This window comes from Vibrio bathopelagicus (genome assembly GCF_014879975.1).
GTDB lineage: Bacteria > Pseudomonadota > Gammaproteobacteria > Enterobacterales > Vibrionaceae > Vibrio > Vibrio bathopelagicus.
In genome coordinates this window covers 2458769-2484241 of record NZ_CP062500.1, presented here as the reverse complement: position 1 = coordinate 2484241, position 25473 = coordinate 2458769, and the positions used below count along the sequence as shown (strand labels likewise).

20 protein-coding genes are annotated in these 25473 nt (G+C 44.1%); 8 read left to right on the top strand and 12 right to left on the bottom strand.

The genetic code is table 11. The features are described from left to right. The first annotated feature begins 140 nt into the window (after positions 1 to 140). Together ptsG and IHV80_RS10875 are read left to right on the top strand one after the other, a co-directional pair. Complete coding sequence (gene ptsG / locus IHV80_RS10880) at positions 141 to 1571, top strand: PTS glucose transporter subunit IIBC (protein WP_192889064.1); 1431 nt, start codon at positions 141 to 143, stop codon at positions 1569 to 1571. 228 nt (positions 1572 to 1799) lie between these two features. After that, on the top strand, positions 1800 to 2204 hold the full coding sequence (locus tag IHV80_RS10875) for a hypothetical protein (protein ID WP_192889063.1): 405 nt from the start codon (positions 1800 to 1802) through the stop codon (positions 2202 to 2204). A gap of 110 nt (positions 2205 to 2314) precedes the next feature. Here the strand turns inward: IHV80_RS10875 and IHV80_RS10870 are convergent, their stop codons facing one another. Continuing rightward, positions 2315 to 2908, bottom strand: coding sequence for a porin family protein (locus IHV80_RS10870; protein WP_192889062.1), 594 nt, complete (start codon positions 2906 to 2908; stop codon positions 2315 to 2317). Between the two features lie 145 nt (positions 2909 to 3053). On the opposite strand from IHV80_RS10870, the gene cydH reads away from it, so the two are divergent. Beyond that, positions 3054 to 3143: a cytochrome bd-I oxidase subunit CydH gene (gene cydH, locus IHV80_RS10865; RefSeq protein WP_099165371.1), complete on the top strand. Its 90-nt coding sequence runs from the start codon at positions 3054 to 3056 to the stop codon at positions 3141 to 3143. Positions 3144 to 3184: 41 nt separating this feature from the next. Beyond that, entirely contained in the window at positions 3185 to 4399 is a 1215-nt protein-coding gene (locus tag IHV80_RS10860; RefSeq protein ID WP_192889061.1) for a patatin-like phospholipase family protein, read from the top strand. A gap of 143 nt (positions 4400 to 4542) precedes the next feature. Here the strand turns inward: IHV80_RS10860 and pyk are convergent, their stop codons facing one another. Continuing rightward, positions 4543 to 5991 (bottom strand): pyruvate kinase, encoded by a 1449-nt coding sequence (gene pyk / locus IHV80_RS10855; protein WP_192889060.1) that lies wholly within the window; start codon positions 5989 to 5991, stop codon positions 4543 to 4545. Positions 5992 to 6311: 320 nt separating this feature from the next. On the opposite strand from pyk, the gene mlc reads away from it, so the two are divergent. Both mlc and IHV80_RS10845 read left to right on the top strand, forming a co-directional pair. Next, a complete protein-coding gene (mlc, locus tag IHV80_RS10850; RefSeq protein ID WP_192889059.1) occupies positions 6312 to 7529 on the top strand; it encodes a sugar metabolism global transcriptional regulator Mlc in 1218 nt (405 codons plus the stop codon). A gap of 168 nt (positions 7530 to 7697) precedes the next feature. Further along, entirely contained in the window at positions 7698 to 8639 is a 942-nt protein-coding gene (locus IHV80_RS10845) for a chemotaxis protein CheV (RefSeq protein WP_102437037.1), read from the top strand. Between the two features lie 310 nt (positions 8640 to 8949). Here the strand turns inward: IHV80_RS10845 and IHV80_RS10840 are convergent, their stop codons facing one another. The 4 genes from IHV80_RS10840 to IHV80_RS10825 form a co-directional block, all read right to left on the bottom strand. Then, positions 8950 to 12027 (bottom strand): error-prone DNA polymerase, encoded by a 3078-nt coding sequence (locus IHV80_RS10840; protein ID WP_192889058.1) that lies wholly within the window; start codon positions 12025 to 12027, stop codon positions 8950 to 8952. 108 nt (positions 12028 to 12135) lie between these two features. After that, on the bottom strand, positions 12136 to 13608 hold the full coding sequence (locus IHV80_RS10835) for a Y-family DNA polymerase (protein WP_192889057.1): 1473 nt from the start codon (positions 13606 to 13608) through the stop codon (positions 12136 to 12138). Between the two features lie 3 nt (positions 13609 to 13611). Continuing rightward, a complete protein-coding gene (imuA, locus tag IHV80_RS10830) occupies positions 13612 to 14319 on the bottom strand; it encodes a translesion DNA synthesis-associated protein ImuA (RefSeq protein WP_192889056.1) in 708 nt (235 codons plus the stop codon). Between the two features lie 154 nt (positions 14320 to 14473). Then, positions 14474 to 15214, bottom strand: a complete 741-nt coding sequence (locus tag IHV80_RS10825) for a YciK family oxidoreductase (protein WP_192889055.1) — start codon at positions 15212 to 15214, stop codon at positions 14474 to 14476. A gap of 137 nt (positions 15215 to 15351) precedes the next feature. Between IHV80_RS10825 and sohB the strand changes: the two genes are divergently transcribed. After that, positions 15352 to 16419, top strand: a complete 1068-nt coding sequence (gene sohB, locus IHV80_RS10820; RefSeq protein WP_192889054.1) for a protease SohB — start codon at positions 15352 to 15354, stop codon at positions 16417 to 16419. Between the two features lie 151 nt (positions 16420 to 16570). Here the strand turns inward: sohB and IHV80_RS10815 are convergent, their stop codons facing one another. The 3 genes from IHV80_RS10815 to IHV80_RS10805 all read right to left on the bottom strand — a co-directional run bounded on the left by IHV80_RS10815 (position 16571) and on the right by IHV80_RS10805 (position 21477). Continuing rightward, a complete protein-coding gene (locus IHV80_RS10815) occupies positions 16571 to 18133 on the bottom strand; it encodes a SpoVR family protein (protein ID WP_192889053.1) in 1563 nt (520 codons plus the stop codon). Positions 18134 to 18144: 11 nt separating this feature from the next. After that, the gene (locus IHV80_RS10810; RefSeq protein ID WP_192889052.1) at positions 18145 to 19416 is read right to left on the bottom strand and encodes a YeaH/YhbH family protein; all 1272 of its coding nucleotides are present in this window, start codon (positions 19414 to 19416) and stop codon (positions 18145 to 18147) included. Positions 19417 to 19542: 126 nt separating this feature from the next. After that, entirely contained in the window at positions 19543 to 21477 is a 1935-nt protein-coding gene (locus IHV80_RS10805) for a PrkA family serine protein kinase (RefSeq protein ID WP_192889051.1), read from the bottom strand. A 354-nt stretch (positions 21478 to 21831) separates the two neighbouring features. Between IHV80_RS10805 and IHV80_RS10800 the strand changes: the two genes are divergently transcribed. Beyond that, entirely contained in the window at positions 21832 to 22587 is a 756-nt protein-coding gene (locus IHV80_RS10800; RefSeq protein ID WP_192889050.1) for a MipA/OmpV family protein, read from the top strand. Positions 22588 to 22695: 108 nt separating this feature from the next. Here the strand turns inward: IHV80_RS10800 and IHV80_RS10795 are convergent, their stop codons facing one another. The 3 genes from IHV80_RS10795 to IHV80_RS10785 all read right to left on the bottom strand — a co-directional run bounded on the left by IHV80_RS10795 (position 22696) and on the right by IHV80_RS10785 (position 25340). Further along, a complete protein-coding gene (locus IHV80_RS10795; RefSeq protein WP_017111072.1) occupies positions 22696 to 23196 on the bottom strand; it encodes a YfbU family protein in 501 nt (166 codons plus the stop codon). 237 nt (positions 23197 to 23433) lie between these two features. Next, positions 23434 to 24174, bottom strand: coding sequence for a pyruvate formate lyase 1-activating protein (gene pflA, locus IHV80_RS10790; RefSeq protein ID WP_017111071.1), 741 nt, complete (start codon positions 24172 to 24174; stop codon positions 23434 to 23436). Positions 24175 to 24338: 164 nt separating this feature from the next. Beyond that, complete coding sequence (locus tag IHV80_RS10785; RefSeq protein WP_192889049.1) at positions 24339 to 25340, bottom strand: lipid A deacylase LpxR family protein; 1002 nt, start codon at positions 25338 to 25340, stop codon at positions 24339 to 24341. Between the last annotated feature and the right edge of the window lie 133 nt (positions 25341 to 25473).

Sequence of the window (25473 nt, the reverse complement as noted above, 5' to 3'; positions counted from 1 at the left end):
AGTTCCCCATCAATATATATTTAGCGGCAGAAAATATAATGCAATACATGGTTACATTTTCACTGGGTGCTAACATATAGGCTACGGGGGTGTGCCGTTAGGACCCATATAATTATTTTATCTTTATCAGGAGCATAAACATGTTTAAGAACCTTTTTGCTAGCCTGCAGAAAGTTGGTAAGTCTCTGATGCTACCAGTATCAGTTTTACCAGTTGCGGGTATTTTGCTAGGTGTCGGTGCAGCAGATCTTCCTTTCATTCCAGAAATTGTTTCAAACTTAATGGAACAAGCTGGTGGTTCAGTATTTGGTCAAATGGCACTGCTGTTCGCAGTAGGTGTTGCACTTGGCTTTACTAACAACGATGGTGTAGCTGGTCTAGCTGCTATCGTTGGTTACGGCATCATGACTGCTACACTTGGCGTAATGGCTGGTGTAATGGGCGTTGATAAAATCGATACTGGTGTACTAGGTGGTATCCTAGTCGGTGGTGTTGCTGCTTGGGCATTCAACCGTTTCTTCCGTATTCAACTACCAGAGTACTTAGGCTTCTTCGCTGGTAAGCGTGCAGTGCCAATCATCACTGGTTTCTCTGCGATTGGTCTAGCAATCCTACTATCTGTAGTATGGCCACCAGTTGGCGGCGCTATCTCTGCGTTCTCTGATTGGGCTGCTCACCAGAACCCACAAGTGGCGTTTGGTATCTACGGTATCGTTGAGCGTTCTCTGATTCCATTTGGTCTTCACCACGTTTGGAACGTACCTTTCTTCTTTGAAGCTGGTACTTGTGTAAACGCTGCTGGCGAAACTCAAAACGGTGTTCTTACTTGTTACCTAGTTGCTGATGACGCATCTCGTGCAGCGGGCAATGGCTTCGGTCAGCTAGCTGGTGGTTACATGTTCAAGATGTTCGGTCTACCTGCTGCTGCAATCGCGATTGCACATTCAGCTAAACCTGAAAACCGCGCTAAAGTAATGGGTATCATGGCTTCTGCTGCGTTAACTTCATTCCTAACGGGTATCACTGAACCAATCGAATTCTCATTCCTATTCGTTGCTCCTGTACTGTACGCAATCCACGCTCTACTAGCTGGTTCTGCATACGTTCTTGCGAACACTCTAGGTTTTGTACACGGTACATCTTTCTCACACGGTCTAATCGACTTCCTAGTACTATCTGGCCACGCGTCTAAGATGGGCCTAATGGTTGTATGTGGTATTGCTTACGCTGCAATTTACTACATCGTATTCCGCACTGTGATTAAAGCACTTGACCTTAAAACTCCAGGTCGCGAAGACGAGTCAGAAGACGAAATCGTTGCAACTGGTACAGAGCTTGCTGGTGAGTTAGTTGCTGCATTCGGCGGCAAAGAGAACATCACTGGTCTTGACGCTTGTATTACTCGTCTACGTGTAGCAGTAGCTGATACAGCTCTTGTTGACCAAGACAAACTGAAGAAACTAGGCGCTGCAGGTGTTGTTGTAGTTGCTGGTGGCGTACAAGCTATCTTCGGTACTAAGTCTGACAACCTTAAGACAGACATGGATGAGTGGATCCGTAACAACGGTTAATTCACTGATTCAATAGATTGAAAGGAGGCCGAAAGGCCTCCTTTTTTGTTTTCTGCTCAATGGAACTCCTTCCTACGTTTACTCTTTTCCACTCAATTAGTTATCGTTCAACTTGATGTTCTGATGCTCAATTGTCCGCTTTAGGTACCTCTTATCTTTAACTTTATGATGACAACATCCGTTGTGATTTAAGTAATCTACCGTTTTTTAAAACAGTCTGAGAATACTATGAAACTTCGTTACCTAATTGGCCTTATGTGCTGCAGCGGAGCCTCGCTAGCTCATGCTTCTGAAGCTCCAAACTTAGAAGTTGGCTTAGCCGTCGATCAAGATCTAAGTGTTGTTGTTGAGTTTGATCAGAAGTATCGCGCCACAGTCGGTAATGATGGTGCAGCATTCGATTATATTTTTAAGCGCGGTCAGTTTGAAACTGAAGCGCCTTTAAGTTGGTATGTCGGTGCAGGTGCTTGGGCTGAATGGAATGATGATTTTGGTTTGCGAGTACCGTTAGGCGTGAAAGTGAATTTCTACGAAGGTTGGAATGCTTACGCACAAGTTCATCCTGAACTCGACATGTATAAAGGTGTTGAGTTACAAGTAGGTGGCGCACTAGGTGTGACCTACAAGTTCTAAGTTGAACTGAAAACCGTTTTTATAATGAAAAAGCCAGCATCAAGCTGGTTTTTTCATTTAGTTTGAATACTTATAGTCTAAAGGCTTATTGAGCCAATATGGGACTCAACCTAGAAGGTAAAACTCAATCCAACATTGGCTTGGAATTGATTCATCCAGTCGGTATCAAAGCGGATAATGCAGTCTTGGCCATTGCTCGGCACGTTACAAACACCGGATGTGTCGTTGTCTACAACTGTGCCTAACCAACGTACTTGTGTGTTCAATGCTAAGCGGTCGCTAAATTTGTATTCCAAGCCGCCGAAGATCGAGGTTGAGAAGCCATATTTATCTTTCGCCCAGTCTACATCAACGTAAGACGCTCCAAGGCCTAACCCTAGATATCCAGACAATACAGGGGAAGCAGGGTAGTAGATACTGCTTTGAAGGTGCAGGTATTGAATTGAGGAGCTTAGGTTGAGCGTTTCTAGTTCAGATCTCTGATTGGAATAGAAAAAGCCGATACGACCTTTCTCAAGCGGAGTTTCAATAGCGAAGGTGTAGTTTTCTGAACCTTCCATGTCATAACTATTACCATCCTGGTCTTCGACGCTACCACCTCCGGTATAACCGATCATCGGAGTGATAATAATTTCCGGTGCTGCATACAAGTTTGAAGCGGAAATTAGCGCAACAAGCGCAATCATATTTGCTTTGTTATTCATGAGTATATCCTTATCCATACGCTGACTAATTGTGATGGTTACATCAATATTGTGCGACTAATTTCGACGATTCTTGAAGATACTTCACACACCTGATAATACTTAAATAGAGACTCGACAAATTAATAATAAGCCAGAGGTGTTTATGGACCATAATCTGAAAAATGCTCTACAAATAACAGTAGTAATCTACACCATCATTCTTTCATTTGGCTTTATTGCGATTGGTAGCTAATACCATCTATTGCGAGGCTGAGTTTTTATACTCAGGGAATAATGAATAGTGGGATTATAACCAATATCGACTCGGCAATAGACTTAGATTACTACGCTAAGTTTGTTGCTGGAAAAACAGCACTGGTTGCCCAAGGCGGCGGACAGCGAAGTATTTTTACGGCTGGTGTGCTGGACGCATTTCTTCTTTCTAATTTTGACCCCTTTGATGAATTCTTTGGCACCTCAGCGGGTGCACTTAACTTATGTGCCTATCTGTGCCGTGACAAAGGGTTGGGTCGTTCTTTTGTTCTTGATCTAACGACGGCTCCAGAATTCTTCAATCTGTTCTCCTATATACGAAATCGCCAGAACTTAGGTTTAGAGTGGGCCTTAGAGCAAATCATGGCTTACCCATATAAGCTTGATCTTGATTTGGGACGACAAACCTTAGGTGATCGTCATTTCTCTGCAGCAGTAACTGGTTCTAAAGATTTACGAGACCATTATTTTCCGTTGATGGGTGAAGACTGGTACAAAGTGATGATGGCGACCTGTGCTATTCCTCGTTTGTACAATGATGAAATCTTTATTGGTGACAGTGCTTATGTTGACGGTGGTGTGTCTGCGTCTATTCCTGTGCAAGAAGCATGGCGTAGGCAAGCTCGCTCAATAGTCGTGATACGTACAGAGCCAGTATTGGAAGAGGGAGCAGAGCTATCCAATGAGGTTCAAGGTAAACAAGCCTTAGTGAAAGCGCCTAAGACGATATCGGCAGAAGAGTTAGAATGGTTCCGAGAGTCGTTTGATAGTGTGCAAGGTCATTGGCAACAAAAAGTGGAACAATGGAAAACCGATTGGACGTCATTCTTTCAGCAGCAAATTCTCCGTTCAAAGGAGCAAAAGCGCGATAGAGGACACCTTGATCTGCTCAATGGTGGACGGTGGCTGTTTGGGGCAGATGACATTTATCGTTTAAGCCATTTGATTGGCGATAAGTTTGATTCGGGCTTAGCTGACATGTTGATGGTTCATTATCAGACCTACTCATTAACTCAGGACTTTTTGAATTCTCCACCGGACGATGCGTTTGTTGTTCAAATTGCACCCAGTAAACCGCTTAAGTCGAGCTCTTTGATGAGCGATAAAGAAGATTTGCTGCACGATTACGACTTAGGGTTAGAGGCGGGTTACCGATTTGTAGAAACTTATACTTCAACGGAAAACGCTCGCAGCTCACATATGCCACAGTTGGTGAGTAGCATTGCTGAGAAGTAATACTCGAAGTTGATAAGTTAGTACGTCAAACCGCTAAGCATGTTCTGAAGTGAAAAAAGGGTTACTGAACTTAGTTCAATAACCCTTTTTTGATCTTGGTAGGATCGCTCATCAACGAACTGACCTAATCAAATACAACCATGTTAAGTGACAGGTAGGATTCTCATACAGTTAGTTGATCCCGCCACATCCATAATGTCGCCTTGAGTGACGATCACTAAATCACCAAACTTAAGGTATCCTTTCTCTTTCAAGCAAGTGAGTGTAGACAGAGCGATATCAAAGCTGTCTTCGGCTTCTGTCTCGAAGTAGATAGGGGTAACTCCTCGATACAAGGTACAGCGGTTCAGCGTCCCCTCATTACGAGATAGCGCATAGATAGGCATATCAGCACTTAGGCGCGACATCATCAGAGCGGTGCGACCTGATTCGGTTAGAGTCACCACACCCTTAATACCTTCCATATGGTTTGCAGAGTAGATGGTTGCCATAGAGACAGTTTCTTCAGCCGTCACAAAGGTGCGGTCAATACGGTAGTTAGACTGGTTGTTAATACCCGCCATCTTTTCAGCGCCGATACAGACTTCGGCCATTGATTTCACCGTTTCAACCGGGTAATCACCCGCAGCGGTTTCACCTGAAAGCATCACTGCATCGGTGCCGTCCAGTACGGCGTTGGCTACATCCATTACTTCTGCACGAGTTGGCATTGGCGCGGAGATCATCGATTCCATCATTTGAGTAGCGGTGATCACTGTTCGATTAAGCGCTCTAGCACGGCGTATAAGCTGTTTTTGTACTCCCACTAGCTCTGGGTCGCCAATTTCTACTCCGAGGTCCCCACGGGCCACCATGACGACATCTGAGGCCATTATGATGTCATCCATGTTCTCCACAGTGGCAACGGTCTCTGCTCGTTCCACTTTAGCGACAAGGTGAGCTTCTAATCCTGCTTCTCGTGCTAACTGACGAGCGTAGTGCATGTCTGCACCGTTACGTGGGAAAGACACGGCCAAATAGTCGACTTGGATTTGAGCTGCGGTGATGATGTCTCGCTTGTCTTTGTCGGTGAGCGCTTCAGCAGAAAGTCCACCGCCTTTTTTGTTGATGCCTTTGTTATTCGACAGCGGGCCACCAATAGTGACCTCAGTATGAACACGACAGCCTTCGACTTCGGTGATTTTTAATTGAACACGACCATCATCAAGCAACAGAACATCGCCAGCTGATACATCGTTTGGTAACTCTTTGTAATCGAGGCCTACGGCTTCTTGATTGCCTTCACCTAAACCTAGGCTACTGTCGAGCGTGAACTTGTCACCCACTGCGAGTTGGATTTTACCGTCTTTAAAAGTGGACACTCTAATCTTGGGACCTTGTAAGTCGCCGAGGATTGCGATTTGAGTGCCGAACTTTTTCGCTATTGCTCGGACTTTTTCAGCGCGTTGAATATGGTCATCGCTGCTGCCGTGAGAGAAGTTCATACGGACGATATTGGCGCCGGCTTTGATGATCTCTTCAAGGACGTTACCTTTATCTGTTGATGGTCCTAAAGTGGTGACGATTTTTGTTTTTCTTAATTCTGATGTCATGAATGCTCCGAAGGTGAGACCTAGAAAATCTTGTACAAGACAGAATTAAGTATATGCATTAATTGATAATTTATTGGGAGCTAGGAAGATATTTCTGTATTTACTGTTATTTATTGAATTTAGGACTCAAACGCGATGTTTTTTTATGAAAATTAAGTCTCAAATTATCGATGTGGGTGTTAATTTTTCTTAAACTATTTGACTAGATACACAAAGATTCATGTATATACGTGATACTGGTCACGGCGATATACCAAGTCACTTCACAATTACTTCGCAAAGTAAAAAAATTAACCCGTTGATGATTTCTGGAGCGTAAAATGTACATGGCTCAACCGGGCCATATTGATCATATCAAACAGGTCAATGCTGGTCGTGTATATAAACTAATTGACCTTAAAGGTCCTATTTCTCGTATCGAACTGTCCAAGCAAAGTGAGTTGGCTCCGGCGAGTATTACTAAAATTACCCGCGAACTTATTGAAGCCCACCTTATTCATGAGACGACGGTTCAAGAAGCCACGACTCGTGGACGTCCTGCTGTGGGTTTGCAAACCAATAATGAAGGTTGGCAGTTTCTGTCGATGCGTCTTGGTCGTGGGTATCTCACGATCGCGCTTCATGAACTGGGTGGCGATGTGCTTATCGATACTAAAATTGATATTCACGAACGTGACCAAGAGGATGTGCTTGCTCGTCTTCTGCATGAAATTGATGAGTTTTTTCAAACCTATGCGGAACAGCTTGACAGGGTCACTAGTATTGCCGTTACTCTGCCGGGTCTCGTGAATTCTGAGCAAGGTATTGTGCTGCAGATGCCGCACTATAACGTTAAAAACTTAGCGTTGGGCCCTGAGATCTACAAAGAAACGGGTCTACCAGTCTTTATTGCCAATGACACTCGAGCTTGGGCATTGGCAGAGAAGCTGTTTGGTCACTCACAAGATAACGATAATTCAGTTCTTATCTCGATTCACCATGGTGTCGGTGCTGGGATAATCCTAGATGGCCGAGTTCTACAAGGTCGTCACGGTAACATCGGTGAATTGGGTCATATTCAGATCGATAGAGAGGGCAAGCTTTGTCATTGTGGTAACCGAGGCTGTTTAGAAACGGTTGCGAGCTCGCAGGCGATCCGTGAGCAAGTCAAAGAGCGATTAGCCAATGGTGAAGAATCAACACTTACTGTGTTTGAGGATGTCACGATTGAACAAATCTGCGCTGCCGCGGCGGCGGGGGATCCACTAGCTGTAGAAGTGATTGAGCAATTAGGCCGTTACCTAGGCTCTGCGATTGCCATTGTGATTAACCTATTCAACCCTGAGAAAATCTTGGTGGGTGGTGTTATCAATCAGGCCAAAAGCGTGTTGTATCCTGCAATTCAAAAGTGTATCGAAGAGCAGAGTTTATCGGTTTACCATCAAGATTTAGAGCTGGTGGAATCTCGATTCTATAAACAAGCAACCATGCCAGGCGCTGCGCTTGTTAAACAAGCTTTGTACGATGGTCAATTATTGATGAAAGTCATTGAAGGTTAAGCCTCTTTTACTCTTCTTACAGCCTTACCGAACTCTTATCATCTCCTTAAACTATGTATAACGTCACTTGTTGTACTTAGTTTAAGCATTCTGTGCAATGGCGCTTTGCTTTAACCTATTGAAGTAGGCTATTGTAGCCTCAGTTATTATTTGTCACTAAGGTGTTGTATGTCTGGCGTTTTAAATTCGGTTGATCAGAGAACCAAACTAGTCGGTGAAAACCGTCTGGAACTCTTGTTATTCAGCTTAAATAGTCGTCAACTATTTGCGATTAACGTATTTAAAGTGAAAGAAGTCCTAAAAGTGCCAGTGTTAACTCGCTTACCAGGCTCTCACCATCATATTACGGGTGTCGCTTCTTTACGTGGCGAATCGGTGCCTGTTATCGATTTGCGTAGCGCGATTGGCTTCCCGCCATCTCGTGATGAGACTCAAGAAAATAACTTGATCATCACGGAATACAACCGAACCGTACAAGGCTTCTTAGTTGGACAAGTGCGTAACATCGTGAATACGACATGGACTGAAATTCAGCCGCCGCCAAAGACAACGGGTCGTGCCAACTATCTTACGGCTATCACGCATATTCAAGAAGAAGAGCAACACAAGATCGTTGAGATCATTGATGTTGAAAAGGTACTCGCTGAGATCATTGATTATGACGTTTCGATTTCTGACGGTGTCTTAGATGAGCAGCTGGCCAATGAAATGGTTGGACGTAACGTACTTATCGTTGATGACTCTTCAACCGCGCGTAATCAGATCAAAGGTACCTTATCGCAATTGGGTTTGAACATTATTGAATGTTGCGATGGCCTACAAGCGCTTAACCTGCTGAAGGGCTGGTGTGACGAAGGCAAAGACATCAATCAAGAAATACTGCTGATGATCACAGATGCCGAAATGCCTGAAATGGACGGCTATAAACTGACCCATGAAGTGCGTACTGACCCACGAATGCATGACTTGTTTATCACGCTAAATACTTCATTAAGTGGAAGTTTCAATGAAGCCATGGTTGAGAAAGTAGGGTGTAACCGCTTTATTTCTAAATTCCAACCGGATCTCTTGGTTGAAGTCACTCAAGAGCGAATGCGCCAGATTTTATAATTAATGCAGCTGTACGGTTTGTTTTGAGTGACCTTATAGAAAACGTTTGCTAATATTGACGGAGCATATTTTTCTTAACAAAATATGCTCAACTACTAGCGTAACTTTTCACTCACAATCTAAGGTAGTTCCTCTTAATGATATGGTTGACTTCAAAAGTCGTAATGACTTTGAGCTTATTACTATATAGGGAATTTAAGAAAAGACGTACGGAAGCTGAAGTTGAGTCATAACTCAACGATTTGAATTGAAGGGAGGCTGATGCCTCCCTTTTCCTTTTCTGGCGTTTATGGAAGGGCTATTTGAAGCGTTAATGAAAATCTCGAGATTTGGTGTTTAAGCCAACAATTTCATCGGTAATATCGATAAGTTTCCCCGCAATCACATGCACGACTTCGCCTTCCTTCTCTAAGATCCCTTGCACCTTTAAAGCCTTAGCTGTCAGGTAAGCTTGCTGCTGTGCGCGTGCGGTGGATCCCCATACCACAACGTTAATATTGCCTGTGTTATCTTCTAATGTGACAAAGGTGACACCGGCTGCGGTGCCGGGTGATTGTTTACCAGTGACCAATCCAACAACCGTGACCATGGATTTGTGTCTTTGTTGTTTTAAGTCTTTCATATGGGTGAATCGACCAAGTCGGTTAGCTTCTTCTAGCAAGGTGATAGGGTGCTTGTTTAACGATACGCCAACGCTGGTAAAATCCTCTAGTAGATCCTGCATCTCATTGGGTTTATGCAAAGCGTGTTCTACCTTGTCGTAAGCCTGACGAAATAGAGGTAGGTCAGAAGCGGAGTCCATCAATGCCCAACGAGTTTGGAAACGATCACCGGAAACATTGTGCAGCGCATTAGCCGAGGCGAGCAGTTCGATGTCTTTTTTATTGATCGATAGTTGCTTAACCTGACTGGGATGGCGATAACCGGAGCGTGGACGATTGGCGAGAATGCTTTGAATCCCATGTTCACTTAGGCCTTTGATTTGCCTCATCCCTAATCGGAGCGCCAAACCATTCTGATGAGAGATCACGGTGTGATCATCTTGTGAGGCATTCACACATACAGGAAGTACTTTCACATTGTGTCGCTGCGCATCTTGTACCAACTGTGATGGGCTATAGAACCCCATAGGTTGGCTATTCAACAAAGACGCGTAGAAACACTCTGGGTAGTAACATTTCAACCAAGCTGAGCAATAGGCTAGCACCGCAAATGAAGCAGAATGGCTTTCCGGAAACCCGTATTCACCAAAACCACATATCTGTTTAAAGATCTGTTCGGCAAACTCTGTCTCATAGCCGCGTTTTTGCATGCCTTCGATGAGCTTGTTTTTAAACTTAAAGACGTTGCCATTCTTTTTCCAAGCAGCCATGGCGCGTCTGAGCTGATCCGCCTCTCCACCTGTGAATCCTGCGGCAACCATCGCGAGCTTAATCACTTGTTCTTGGAATATCGGCACACCCAAAGTGCGTGACAGTACTGATTCAACATCCTTAGATGGGTAGCTGATTGGCTCAATACCATCTCGACGCTTTAAGAACGGGTGAACCATATCGCCTTGAATCGGCCCAGGACGTACGATAGCGATTTGGATCACCAAGTCGTAATAAGTTTTTGGTTTGAGCCTTGGCAGCATACTCATTTGCGCTCGTGATTCAATTTGGAAGATCCCGACAGTGTCCCCTCGCTGAATCATGCCATAAACATGAGGATCGTCCTTGAGACGAGTGATCTCTGCGATGGTGAGTGATTGCCCGTGAGTGCGTTTGATCAGGTCGAAGCACTTACGAATCGCAGAAAGCATACCAAGCGCGAGTACATCGACTTTAAGCAATCCCAAAGTTTCCAGATCATCTTTATCCCATTGAATGATGGTTCGATCGTGCATTGCTGCATTCTCGACGGGAACCAATTCATATAAAGGGCCAGAAGAGATCACGAAACCGCCAACATGCTGAGATAAGTGACGTGGAAAGCCGATGATTTCATTAACCAAATGGATAAATTGCTGACCTTTTAAAGAGTCAGGTTGTAGACCTAATTGAGTTAACTGAGCCTGCCAACCTAAGCTTTTGTCTCTGCGGTTGGTGTTCTTTATGAAGTAATCAAGCTGAGCTTCTTGTAGTCCTAATGCTTTGCCGACATCTCTGACCGCGCTTTTAAAGCGATATGAAATGACAGTTGCGGCAAGTGCTGCGCGTTCTCTACCGTATTTTTTGTAGATGTATTGGATGACTTCTTCACGGCGCTCATGCTCAAAATCGACATCAATATCGGGCGGCTCATCGCGCTCTTTACTGATGAAGCGTTCGAATAGTACCGAGATCTGTCTTGGGTCGACAGAGGTGATTTCTAAGCAGTAACAGACCACGGAATTGGCCGCTGAACCTCGACCTTGGTAAAGAATCCCTTGGCTTTTGGCAAACATGACGATGTCGTGGATCGTGAGAAAAAAGAAAGGGTAGTCAAGCTCGTCAATCAGCCCGAGCTCTTTCTCGATGATTTGTTGAATATCGTTAGGCACCCCTTGTGGGAAGCGAGATCGTTTTCCTTTCTCGACTAACATGCGTAGATAACTCATGGGTGTCTCACCTTGAGGAATCAGTTCGCTTGGGTATTCGTAGCGCAAGCTGTCTAAATCAAATTCGCATAGCTCAGAGATTCGATTGCTCTCTTCTAGCCATTCAGCTTTGAATATATGAGAGATTTTATTGATGCTGCGTAAACAGCGCTCGGCATTGGCGAGTAAGTGGCTGCCCACTTCAGTTATGGGACGTTGGTATTTAATAGCGGTAAGTGAGTGCTGTAAGGGCAAGCGATTAGCGTTGTGCATCAATACGCCACCACAAGCTGTAATCGGTAGTTGGTGATGTTGTGACAGCTCAACACAGTAATCCGTGTACTGTTGGTCGGTTTGTTTTAGATGTCGTTGTAAGCCAATCCACAATCGACCTGAGTGATGTTGGGAAAGCCACTGCCCCCAATGTGCGTCTTCATTTTTCTGTTGAGGGAGCCAAAGAATGAAGCAGTGCTTAGCCGACATGATATCCCACTCAGAGAGTTGATAGTGTCCTTTGCTGCTACGACGTCTCGCATTGGTAATAATACGACACAGCTCGGCGTAGGCCTTTCTATTCGGACATAACAAGACAACTTGGCACTCTTCATTTAACCAAAACATGCTCCCGACAATCTGCTTGAGCGACAGTTTATGTTGCTTGATCGCAGAGTGAACTTTAACGATGCCCGCCACCGAGCACTCGTCGGTGACCGCGAGTGCTTTGTAGCGTAAAAAGTCGGCCTGTAAAACAAGCTCTTCCGCATGCGATGCTCCCTCTAGAAAGGAGTAATTACTTTGGCAGAAGAGCTCTGAGTATTGCTGAGACATAACGTAATCTCACTTAACCATTGCGGATGAACATGATTGAAAAGGGACGTTGAAATTGCCAGTAAGTCGTACTGAGCGAGTGACTAAATTGTCTGACTGACTTACAAACTAGCTAAATAGGCCGTGCAAAAACCATTGTTTATCGGGCGTTCTGAATACCCATAACCATCGGCCGTTTTCACTGTGAGCAATAAAGTAGTCACGAATGATTTTCTCACCATCCCACCAACCAGAAACAATGCGCTCAGGGCCTTGAGATAAGGTGACACTCTCGGTTAAGGCTTCGGGCTCGGGCAGTAGGATACTTGGTCGGAGTCGCTGTTGACTGATGTTGGGAGCTGTCGTGGTTTGTTGCGCGACATCTTGGGAAACTTGTCTCTTTTTTTCCGGATTCCCCAGTGTCGGCAGTGAATATTGGTTGGCTTTCTCTGGCCTAGGGTCATGCTGTATTTTCGGTGTTTGAATACAGGCTTGCCCTAATTTGGCTTGCAGCAGCGAGAGCAAATCTAACGCGGCAAGCGTCCCTGTATTGCCATCGAAAAGATCATGGTAGGCGACTTGCGGTTCTCCATGACGAATCAAGGAGAGAGTCAGCCCCTGAACAGGCGCTGTGATCTTCAGTGATTCTAAGGTTAGACGCGTGAGGTTTGCCCATTTGACGGCAAGGTAATCGCCCTGCGCTGAATAGAAAGAAACATGATGATCGTCTTTATCTCTTAGATGTAAAGTCAACGTTAACTCGAAAGCTACTCGGTCACGTAACCTTAAAAAACATTCGAGCTGATTCAACAATTTCAGCAAAGGCTTTTCGATGAACAGGATGTTCTCAATATCAAACAGCAGCTCCAAATATTGTTGGAAGCTCTCTGGTGGGTGATAGAAATCAATTGGGTGCTTGAACTGCCCATTAAGACGACCAACATAGTTCACCAAGTCGATATCAAAGCGGCGCGCGACATCTTGCAAAGGTAGCTTTAATAAGTCTTCTACGACATTGATACCAACACGATTCAGGCGCTCAACTTGTTTAGCAGGCAGTTCGCTTGAACTCAGTGCTTGTTGACTTACCCAAGCTTTCATTTGCTCAACATTGTTCGTTGCTTGGTTGATGGATTGCTTGCCCAAAAGGATTGCAGAAAGCGGCGAATAACCTGTGGCAAAGCTGAACTGGATATTGAGCGTTTCTAAATGGCTTTTGAGTTCATGCCAGTAATTATCTAGTCCATCGTAAAGCGACAACATGTTAGAGGCCTTAATCAATAATCCATTTGGTGGCAGTAACGCCATGTCGGATGTGACCAGATAGGCCCATTGAGCAATCTCTTTCAGTTTACTTTTTTCTAGCTCAATGCAGTAAGGGTGGACGTGTAAGTTATGGCAAAGCGCAGCCGCAGACCCTAGCCCCATGCCGAGTGTGATACCCAATTGCAACGCAGCTTGGTTAGCTTGCAGCACACGATGATCTTTCTCATCGACGATGATAAGAGGTTGATCGTGTGATTCTTCATTCGAACTCAATTCATTAGAGTTAAACAAGGTATCTAATTGCAGCGATGAGAAGTGCAGATAAAGCCACAACATACGCTAGCCTTGTTTCGCAATAGGGAAAGCCAGCACCGTGTTACCAGATAAAGTGTGAGTCGAACTGTTTTCATGGATGACTTTTTCTGTGAGTAACGGCCAGTTCTGGCTCATGTCGAGAACAAAGCTACCATACGACCAGCTGCCTTTTCTTTTTGTGACCTCAACCTTTAACCCTTGGGTGTGAGAAGATAGCTTCATGCTTAAAGAAACGGGTAGGGATAACTGATTATGGCTGGTGGCTTTAAAATGAAATTGCAGACACTTGCCCGTTTCGCTTGCCGCTTGCAGGCGCTTGGTCTGGTGTATTTCTAAATCAGCGCCCCATAGCAAAACAGAATGACAGGCACCACTTTTGAGGCACTGCTCTGCGGCCCATAATGCATCGAGATCACGCTGAGGTTGGATGACTAGTATGTTCTCTAGTGGGATGTTTTGGCCGTTGAAAAACTCGGCACAGATCTTCCCTGGTGGGTTGATGAAAATGGCCAGTTTCTGTGAGTTTTGTTGAGCTAAATAAGGCGTGAGTAGACGAAGTTCGCCGATCCCTTGTTGTGATTCAACCTCAATAACGCCGTGCGTCGGGAAGCCCCCATCAAGCTGTTTATTCAATTGAGGATAGCCTGTCGAAGTGGTACTTCCTTGCGTTGTTGATTGTAATCCTTTCCAGATTAACTGGCGGTCTTGTAAGTTTTTTATTAGTTCATGCATAATTAAATACCTGTATGTTTATACAGTATATTTAACAATGAAAAAGATGCAAAGCAAAATGATGAAAATCAGGTGAACTAACTGTTAGATGGTTGATTTAGATACAAAAAAAGCCGCTATTAAAGCGACTTCTTGTTATTGGTTATTATATCAACTACTTAGGTTGGGCGTCGATACATTGGCCATTAATATTTGTCACACTTGGGTTCATTAAGTGTAGATACAGCGGGATGATGTCGAGTGGCGTTTTTAGCTTGTTTGCATCTTCACCTGGGTACGCTTTTGCACGCATGCGTGTTTGAGTACCGCCTGGGTTAATCGCATTAACACGGATATCGGTACCTTCAAGTTCATCGGCTAAGATCTGCATCATGCCTTCTGTTGCAAACTTTGAAATTGCGTAAGTCCCCCAGAACGCGCGGCCAGAGTGACCAACCGTTGAAGAGGTAAAGACAATACGACCCGCTTCCGCTTTTTTAATGACAGGCAGTAACGCTTGAGTCATTAGAAACTCAGCTTTAACGTTGATTTGCATGACGCCATCAAACGTTTCTTCATCGATTTGATCAAATGGACTTAACGTGCCAAGCACACCTGCGTTATGCAGTAGACCATCTAAACGACCGAATTGTGATTCGATAGTTTCAGCCATGTCGATGTAGTTCTGCTTTGTCGCGCCTTTTAAATCCAATGGGATAATCGCAGGTTGTGGGTAACCAGCGCTTTCGATTTCATCGTAAATCAATTCAAGGTTTTTGACATTACGGCCTAACAGAATGACAGTTGCACCATGTTGAGCGAAGCTTAGTGCGGCTTGGCGACCAATGCCAGCACCGGCACCTGTAACCAAAATTACTTTATCTTTGAGGGCATCTGTAGAGATTGGGTAATCCACTGTGCTTATCCTTCTTTCTTTTATTATGTTCGTCATTCCATTGATGTTTAATTACACAGATAACCGCAGGAATGATGAGAAATTCTTGGTAATCGTGACAAGATGGTTACAATACACTAATTCATACAATAGGGGATATGACATTGGAATTTTTGTTGGACTACGGCTTGTTTTTAGCCAAGATTGCGACCGTTGTAATCGCCATCATTGCAATTTTAGTGATAGCTAAATCTGTGGGTGGGAAATCAAGCGCAATTAAAGGTGAGCTGGAAATCACGAACCTATCTGAGCACCACAAACAGACGATTGAACAACTAGAGCACCATTTGCATGATGATGCTTTCATCAAAGCCCGTGATAAAGCAGAAAAGAAAGCGGAAAAAGAAAAAGTAAAATCACGTGGCAAAGAAGTGAAGAAAGCAGCGAAAGAGGGTGAGCTTGATAGCAAGCGTGAACCGCATTTATTCGTACTCGATTTTAATGGCAGCATTGATGCTAAAGAAGTGGCTTCGCTACGTGAAGAGGTAACGGCGGTTTTGGCTGTGGCTCGTAAAGGTGATGAAGTATTGCTTAAGCTTGAGTCTGGCGGTGGCATGGTTCACGGCTATGGTTTGGCGTCTTCTCAACTTGATCGTATTAAAGCGGCAGGCCTACCTCTGACTATCTCGGTAGACAAAGTAGCAGCAAGTGGCGGTTACATGATGGCATGTATAGCAGACAAAATCGTATCTGCACCTTTTGCTATTGTTGGTTCTATTGGTGTTATCGCTCAACTACCAAACTTCAACAAACTGCTTAAAAAGCATGACATTGAGTTCGAACAGCTAACGGCGGGTGAGTACAAACGCACGCTTACTATGTTTGGTGAGAACAGTGACAAAGCACGCGAGAAGTTTAAAGAAGAGCTAGAGGAAACTCATGGTTTGTTTAAAGACTTCATTCGTGACCATCGACCTGCGCTAGATCTTGAAAAAGTAGCAACGGGTGAGCACTGGTTTGGTACACAAGCGCATGAACTTGGGCTGGTGGATGAGATCAGCACTTCTGATGATTTAGTCGTAGCGGCATGTAAGGACAAGACGGTTCTAGCGATTCACTACGTACAAAAGAAAAAGCTGTCAGACAAGCTAGCAGGTGTTGCAGGTAAATCTGCAGACAGTGTGCTGATGAAGCTGATTGAACGCGGCCAAAAGCCGATTGTTTAATAGTGTTTGTTTAATACGCTAAAGCTCAAAAAGGAAAGCGCATAAGTCGACGACTTATGCGCTTTTTTGTTGCTCCACTTCCGAGCGGGTGACCACTATGTTGTAGGGGGAGCGGAGTTTTATACCAATCACTTACTTACTGTGATTGGTATTAAATCTTGGCTCCATAATCATTTCGTTTCGGGCAGGTGGTCAAGATTTCTCTATGACCTGTGTCTTTGAGCTCTTCCAAAATCACATCAAAGCCCCATAAGCGATAAAGGTGTTTTAATACTTCATCGTAGCCTTTATCTAGCGGGATACGGTCATGAGGCACATATTGCAGTGTCATTGAGCGATCACCACGAATATCGACGTTAAACACCTGAATATTCGGCTCAAGGTTGCTTAGGTTGTATTGTGCCGCGAGCTTTTCTCTAATCAGGCGATAGCCTGGGTCATCGTGAATCGCACTGACTTCAATGGTATTTTTACGGTCGTCGTCGAGTACTGAGAACAGTTTAAAGTCACGAATGATTTTTGGAGAAAGGTATTGGCTGATGAAGCTTTCATCTTTGAAGTTGTGCATCGCAAAGTGCACGGCTTCCAACCAATCACTTCCGGCTAATTCAGGGAACCACTCTTTATCTTCATCGGTTGGTTCTTCACAGATGCGTCGGATGTCTCTAAACATCGCAAAGCCAAGTGCATAAGGATTTATCCCACTGAAATAAGGGCTGTTGTAGGCGGGTTGAGCAACCACACTGGTGTGACTGTGTAGGAACTCTAAGATGAACTTATCACTCACCAAGCCTTCGTCGTAAAGATGGTTAAGAATGGTGTAATGCCAGAAGGTTGCCCAGCCCTCATTCATTACTTGGGTTTGTTTCTGAGGATAGAAGTATTGGCTCACCTTGCGAACAATACGAACACACTCACGTTGCCAAGGTTCAAGCAGTGGTGCGTTCTTCTCAATAAAGTAGAGAATGTTTTCTTGAGGCTCACTAGGGAAACGTATCTTGGTTTCTTCTTCCTTGCTTTTGTTTTGAGGAACCGTTCTCCAAAGCTCATTCACTTGAGATTGCAGATAAGCTTCACGTTCTTCTTGTCTTGCCGTCTCTTCCGCAATGGAAATCTTCTCTGGACGTTTGTATCTGTCTACGCCGTAGTTCATGAGAGCATGACAAGAATCGAGAAGTTTCTCGACTTCAGCCACACCGTATTTTTCTTCGCAATCGGTAATGTATTTTTTTGCGAACAAGAGGTAGTCGATAATCGAGCTTGCATCAGTCCAAGTTTGGAACAGGTAATTACCCTTAAAGAACGAGTTATGACCGTAACAGGCGTGCGCCATTACTAACGCTTGCATGGTGACCGTGTTCTCTTCCATTAAGTAAGCGATACACGGATCTGAATTGATCACGATTTCGTACGCTAAGCCCATTTGTCCGTGTTTGTAGTTTTGTTCTGTCTGGATGAATTTCTTACCAAAAGACCAGTGGTTGTAATTGATGGGCATACCAATACTGGAGTAAGCATCCATCATCTGCTCAGAGGTAATCACTTCAATCTGATTCGGGTAAGTGTCTAAACGGTAATGCTGCGCCACACGCTTAATTTCTACGTGATATTGCTCTAAGAGGTTGAACGTCCAATCTGGACCATCAGGCAGCATCTTGTCGTTTCTCTTCTGTGTCGCTTTGTCTTTCTCTGCAACGTTTGATTTCGCTGTCATGGCTAGCCCCCTTACGCTGTCTCTTTCTGGAACAGTTCTCTAAACACAGGAAAAATATCATCCACCGTTTTAATGTTCTTCATGGCGAAGTTATCGAAGCTCGCTTCTAGCTTCTCGTACTCGTGCCAAAGTGTTTGGTGTGAACGGCGCGTAATCTCGATGTAGGAGTAATATTGGCAAATCGGCAATAGCGTATTGACCAGCAGCTCTTTACAGCGAGGGGAGTCATCAGCCCAGTTATCTCCATCAGAAGCTTGTGCAGCGTAGATATTCCACTCATTAGCAGGATAACGGTCTGCGACAATCTCTTTCATTAATTTCAGTGCACTGGAAACTATGGTGCCGCCAGTCTCTTGCGAGTAGAAGAACTCATGTTCGTCGACTTCTTTAGCCTGAGTATGGTGACGAATAAATACTACATCGACGTTTTCATAAGTACGGTTCAAGAACAGGTAGAGCAACACATAAAAGCGCTTAGCGATGTCTTTGGTTGCTTGGTCCATTGAGCCCGACACATCCATTAGACAGAACATTACCGCTTGGCTAGATGGGATAGGGCGCTTCTCATAGTTTTTGTAGCGTAAATCGAAGGTATCAATAAATGGCACGCTCTCAATGCGTTTACGCAGTTCGGCGATCTCTTCTTTTAGACGTGTTTCTTCAAAGGGTTGTGCAGGCTCAGTCATTTTAACTTGGTCGAGCTGCTCCATCAGTACGTTCAATTCACGCTTTCTACCCGCTGTCATTGCTGTTCTTCGAGCGAGAGATTGTTGTAGAGAGCGGACAATCGCGATGTTGGATGGAATCCCCGCACTTTGGTAACCAGAGCGGTGTATCTTCCATTCCGTAATTTTGTTGACCTGATTTTTTTCTAGGTTAGGTAGAGCCAAATCCTCAAAGAGAATGTCTAGGTACTCATCTTTAGATATTTGGAAGGTAAATTCGTCTTGGCCTTCACCATCAGGGCTTGCATCACCTTGACCTGAACCGCCACCTTGACCGCCACCTTTAGGGCGTTCGATCTTGTCGCCAGTGATGAACTGGTCATTACCTGGGTGAACGCGCTCTCTTATGCCACCTTGACCTTGATGAAAGCTAGGCTCTTTGATGTCTTTGTGAGGAATAGTAACGTCTTCACCCGTTTCTGTATTGGTGATTGAGCGTCGGTTGACTGCATCGGCCACAGATTCTTTGATTTGCTCTTTATGGCGTCTTAAGAAGCGCTGTCTATTTACAGCACTCTTATTCTTGCCATTGAGCCTCCGATCGATAAATTGTGCCATAAGAACTCCCTCTCAGCTGATGTCGCGATCCTACTTTTTATTCGGGTATAAGAGTTATTGGTTTAATAGTGTATAAAGTTATTGGTTTGTACGAGCTGCTCACTTGAACAGCTCAGTACAGTTTGGTTATGAGGATTTACGAACTCTTAGGTACCACTCGGATAGCAGTCTAACTTGTTTCTCGGTGTAGCCTTTTTCCATCATACGAGCAACGAAGTCGTCATGTTTTTTCTGATCATCCGTTGAGGTCTTAGCATTGAACGAAATAACAGGAAGTAGCTCTTCTGTATTGGAGAACATTTTCTTCTCAATCACAGTGCGCAGTTTCTCGTAGCTCGTCCAAACTGGGTTTTGACCGTTATTGTTCGCCTTGGCACGAAGCACAAAGTTTACAATCTCATTTCGGAAGTCTTTAGGGTTGCTGATCCCGGCTGTTTTCTCGATTTTCTCTAGTTCAGCATTCAGAGAAGAGCGGTCGAACAACTGGCCTGTTTCTGGATCTCGGTACTCCTGATCTTGAATCCAGAAGTCGGCGTAGGTGACATAGCGGTCGAAGATATTCTGACCGTACTCAGAGTAAGACTCTAGGTAAGCGGTTTGAATCTCTTTACCAATGAATTCTACGTAACGTGGTACTAAGTATCCTTTCAAGAACTCAAGGTACTTCTCAGCGGTTTCTTGAGGGAACTGCTCACGTTCGATTTGTTGTTCAATAACGTAGAACAAGTGAACCGGGTTTGCTGCCACTTCGGCTTGGTCGAAGTTGAATACGCGAGACAGAATCTTAAAGGCGAAACGCGTTGATAGCCCAGACATACCTTCGTCAACGCCAGCATAATCTCGGTATTCTTGGTAGCTCTTCGCTTTTGGATCGGTGTCTTTAAGGGTTTCACCATCGTAAACACGCATTTTTGAGAACAGAGAAGAGTTTTCAGGCTCTTTCAGTCTCGAAAGGATACTGAATTGCGATAGCAGAGCGAGTGTACTTGGCGAACATGGTGCATTGGAGAGTTCACTGTGCTCAAGCAATTTCTGGTAGATCTTCACTTCTTCAGAAACGCGTAGACAGTATGGGACTTTTACAATGTAGACACGGTCAAGGAAGGCTTCGTTGTTCTTGTTGTTACGGAAAGTTTGCCATTCTGACTCATTCGAGTGAGCCAAAATCATGCCGTCAAACGGCAGCGCGGAAAGCCCTTCGGTACCGTTGAAGTTACCTTCTTGCGTGGCGGTGAGTAGTGGATGCAAGACTTTGATTGGCGCCTTGAACATTTCCACAAATTCCATCACACCTTGGTTGGCTTTACAAAGCGCACCAGAGTAGCTGTAGGCATCCGGATCGTCTTGAGAGAAGTGCTCAAGTTTACGAATATCGACTTTACCTACAAGGGAAGAGATATCTTGGTTGTTTTCATCACCCGGCTCTGTCTTCGCGATCGCAACTTGGTCGAGAATCGAAGGACGTAGTTTGATGACTTTGAATTTAGAAATATCACCACCGAAATCATGGAGGCGTTTAGCAGCCCAAGGTGACATGATAGAGCGTATGTAGCGCTTCTCTATTCCGTACTCTTGTTTCAAAAGATCGCCATCTTCGTTTACGTCGAACAGACAGAAAGGGTGATCATTTACTGGGCTTCGCTCACCATCAGCAGACAGCACATAGATTGGCAGTTTTTGCATCAGTGCTTTTAGCTTTTCAGCAAGAGAAGATTTACCCCCGCCCACAGGGCCAAGTAGATAAAGGATCTGTTTACGTTCTTCTAAGCCTTGTGCTGCGTGTTTTAGGTAAGAAACAATCTGTTCAATCGCGTCTTCCATGCCATAGAAATCTTTAAATTCGCTGTAGCGTGATATGACACGGTTCGAGAAAATACGACTTAGATGGGGGTCTTGAGCTGTGTCTATAACCTCCGGTTCGCCGATGGCCAGTAGTAAGCGCTCAGCAGCGTTGGCGTAAGCACTTTTATCGTCTTTACACAGCCCTAAGAACTCTTGCAATGTGAGCTCTTCTTCCTTGGCTGCTTCATAACGTGATTGATAGTGGTCAAAAATACTCATAGTCACATTCCCCTTGTTAACCAGTCAAAACTGATGAGCGATTGAAAAATAGGCTCTCCCTACATTTTAAGATTAGACCCGCTTCCACAATTTTGCTTAACAATTATGTATTTATTTACAATTTTGCGTGTGAATAGGCTTACGAAAGCAATAGGCAACTTGAGGCAAGTAGAATCAAATTATTTTGTATTCGAGGTTAGCTAGCCGTTTGTTTTGTGATTTTAGGACGCTTTACAATTCTTGCCGTGGATTTGTGTGCATTAGATGTATCACTGAGTCTTATTGATTTTTTGGAATGGAATGCCATATAATGCGCGATGTTATCAAGAATTGCTCAAAAAATAGGTAGAAAAAGTGAAGAATAATTGGTTAAAAACGGTCGTCATCGGTGCCGCAATATTAGTAACGACAAACGTACACGCGAGAATCTCACAGTGGTCACTTGGCGTTGCAGCTTCTTATTCTCCAGCGGTCTATAAAGACACCCCCTCAAATCGAGCGGTGATCCCTATGGTTGGCTATGAAGGCGAGCACTTTTTCATGCGTGGATTCAGCGCGGGTTATCGATTACTTCCGGCTGGCTCACCACAAAACATCGTATTCCGAGCCGTTTATGATTCGAGAACATTGAAGCCGAGTGATTCCGACAATGTCGATATCCAAAAATTGGATGAACGTAAAGCATCAGTGTTAGGTGGTATTAGCTACCAAGTGATCACCTTAGTGGGGATGTTTGAAGCAACAGCTGGCTCTGACTTAGGATTTAGACACAATGGTATCTATGCTGAAGCTGCATGGCGTTTACCGATCCGTCGTAATGGTTGGGCGATTACACCGTCTATTGGCTATGCCTATAACAGTGAACGTTTGAATAATCACCTGTACGGGGTGAGTTCATCAGAAGCGGCGAGAACCAATTTGGATGAATTCGATGCAGACTGGGATGGTCAGTATTTTATTGGTCTTGGTGGCTATATGCACGTTACTCCAAATATCCGTGTGACGGGCGGTGTGCGTTATACCAACCTTGAAGGTGATATTGAAAACAGTCCGATACTTGAAAGTGGTATCAACATGGCAGCGAATGTTGGTGTTGCTTACGTCTTCTAATTACTTTGGTTTGTCTGTTTATATACGAATTTAAAAAGGGTTACTCATGATGAGTAACCCTTTTTTTGAAACTGTTATAAGCCAACTTAAAGCTTATGTCTTAACGTATTAAGCGCTAAAAATTTGAGATAGCTCTGTCGCACATAGGTGGTACTGACGAGGACAGTTTCGCCATGTTGTTAGCATGCGACGGTACTTCTCAAGCATTGGCATTTGGCTATTGAAGTGGTGATCAGCTTTGTCGAATTGTGGGTAAAGACCTTCTGAATCTACAAGGAAACGCACGTAGTGTACGATTTGCGCTTCAGAAGCGATATCAAAACCTAGGAATTGTAAGCGACGTTGATCAACTTCAGCACGCTCTTGTTCTGCTAGCATTTTGTTCGACTCTTGCATGGCATGGTACATCTCCATGATATCGATAACTTCGCGACATTCTGCTTCAGTCAAACAACCAAATTCTTTGTTCAGTTCACGCATTTGAAGTTCGTAACCACGCTCTACAACCGTTTGTAAACGTTGGTATTTAGCTGAGTTCTCAGGGTCCATTTGAGACATAAGGTAATATTGATTTGATAGAATTAGACGCTGAGCATTGGTCATTTCCATGGGAGGAGCCTCACTAAAAACTAAATGTTATATTCTTTTGTTGCAGTAAGAGTAACAGCATTCCTACGAGTGGAAACATGATCTCAACACGGATTTAATATGATTTTTTGAATTGATAAACAAAAGTTGTAAAGAAAAGTGAAAGGATAATTTTAGCCATAAACGAAAACGCCCCAATCGAAATTGAGGCGTTTAAAATAGAGGTTGAGCACCGTCTTTATTCGAACTTTAGCAGTATTAGTATTTTACATTTGAATGGTACTGACTAAGGACAGCAACAATCTCGTCCATTTTCTCTTTGCTTGGCGGATTTGTGCCTTCAAGCGGGTAGTCGTAACCCAGAGCTTCCCATTTATGAGCACCAAGCTTGTGGTATGGAAGCAGCTCTACTTTCTCGATGTTATCCATGTCTTTGATGAATTCACCAAGAAGGTGAGCATCTTCAGGCGTATCCGTGTAGCCAGGAACAATGACATAACGAATCCAAGTCTTCTTACCGATTTTATGCAGATAGCGTGCAAAATCCAGAGTACGTCTATTCGATACACCAATGAAATCGTGGTGAATCTCATCTCGCATGTGCTTAAGATCAAGCATCACTAGATCAGAGGCTTCTAGTACTTCATCAACCACTTCTGTGTGCTTACGAATGTAGCCATTAGTATCAAGACAAGTGTGAATGCCTTCAGCTTGAGCTGCGCGGAAAAAGTCACGTACAAACTCAGGTTGTAGCATCGCTTCGCCACCAGAACAGGTGATACCACCGCCCGATGCTTTCATGAAATGACGGTATGATTTTGCTTCGTTGATGATCTCTTCGACCGTTACTTCCTTTCCGTCATGAAGATCCCATGTATCGCGATTATGGCAGTACATACAACGCATTAAGCAGCCTTGAAGAAACACAATAAAGCGGATTCCAGGGCCATCGACAGTACCACAAGATTCGAATGAGTGAATGCGACCAGTTGTAGACATGAGCTATTCTCGTAGAGGAATTTATACCTTTTATTTTATTACAAAAACGGTACATAAAATAGGGTCAAATAGTAACGAGACCTTTAAAAAGAAAGGCAATCACCTGTGAAGATGATTGCCTTTCTTAAACTGGAAAAGTAAAGGACGAAAGCCCTTGCTGATGGCTAGAAGAATGCAAACATGGTGATACCGCCAGTGGTGTATACCGACTCTTTTGCTTCTTCGTAATCCGGTGTTTTTGCTGTTAGCGCGAAAGAGGCACCAACGTATCGGTTATACCAAGCCACACCAAGCACAGCTGTCGCTTGAATGTTCTCTAATGTAACATCGTAGATCGCTGGATCATCACCTACTTTATGTGCGTATTCATCAACACCTGAGCGATCGCCTTCGATTGTTAGATCGTTGAAACGGTATCGACCTTCAAGTCCTGCATAGGTAAACCAACCAGCGTTTGAAGCACCGATCATGCCGGGTTTGAATGGGTTTTCCGTGGTGATGTTAGCAGCACCAAAGTTACCGCCCAAATCTGTACCCCAACGAAACATAAAGCCAGTCGAGATATCACTTCTAAAGTTACCCACGTTGATTTCAGAAACGTTAGAGATTTCGTAGTCAGTATTCGCCAATGCTTGATTACGCATCAGGTTGAAATGGCTTAAATAACCAACGCTACCAGCGTACTCATCATCAATTTGGTATTCCCAACCCATAGGCTCATCCGATTTAGTGATCGAGTGAACCAGCTTTTGAGCGTCTTCTGAAAGTGCGCTCTCTCCCGTGGTACCAAACGTGATGTTAAAACGTTGGGCTTGCTGTGGGTTCAAGCTGATGTAGTTGAATTCAGTGTGTAAGTAACCTGCGTATGGGCGATCATTGGGCAGAGGTTTTTCCGCTTCAATATCAGAAGGCGTATACATCTTGTGGCCAATGGTGATTTCCCATTTATCTAAAGAGCTTGCGCCCCAGTAGGAAAGACTCAATGGCTTCACCCAATTGTATGGCGTAATACTTGACGATGTGTAACCCAGAAATAAGCCATTGGTATAGTCTTGGTCGACACCAAAAATACCATCATTATCTAAAGCAAAAGTTAGCGTAGAACGCTCAGATGCCAAAGATGAAAAAGAGAGAAGGATCAGGGGTAAACAACGCAGGTATTTCATGGAGCAGTTACTCTTAAATTATGAACCAAGATAGTACCGTAATTAGAGTTTAGGTGTGAAAAAAAAGTGAATAGATGACGGGTTTTTTGCTCAATCTGACATTTCGTATAGTGAAGACGAAATAATAAATTTC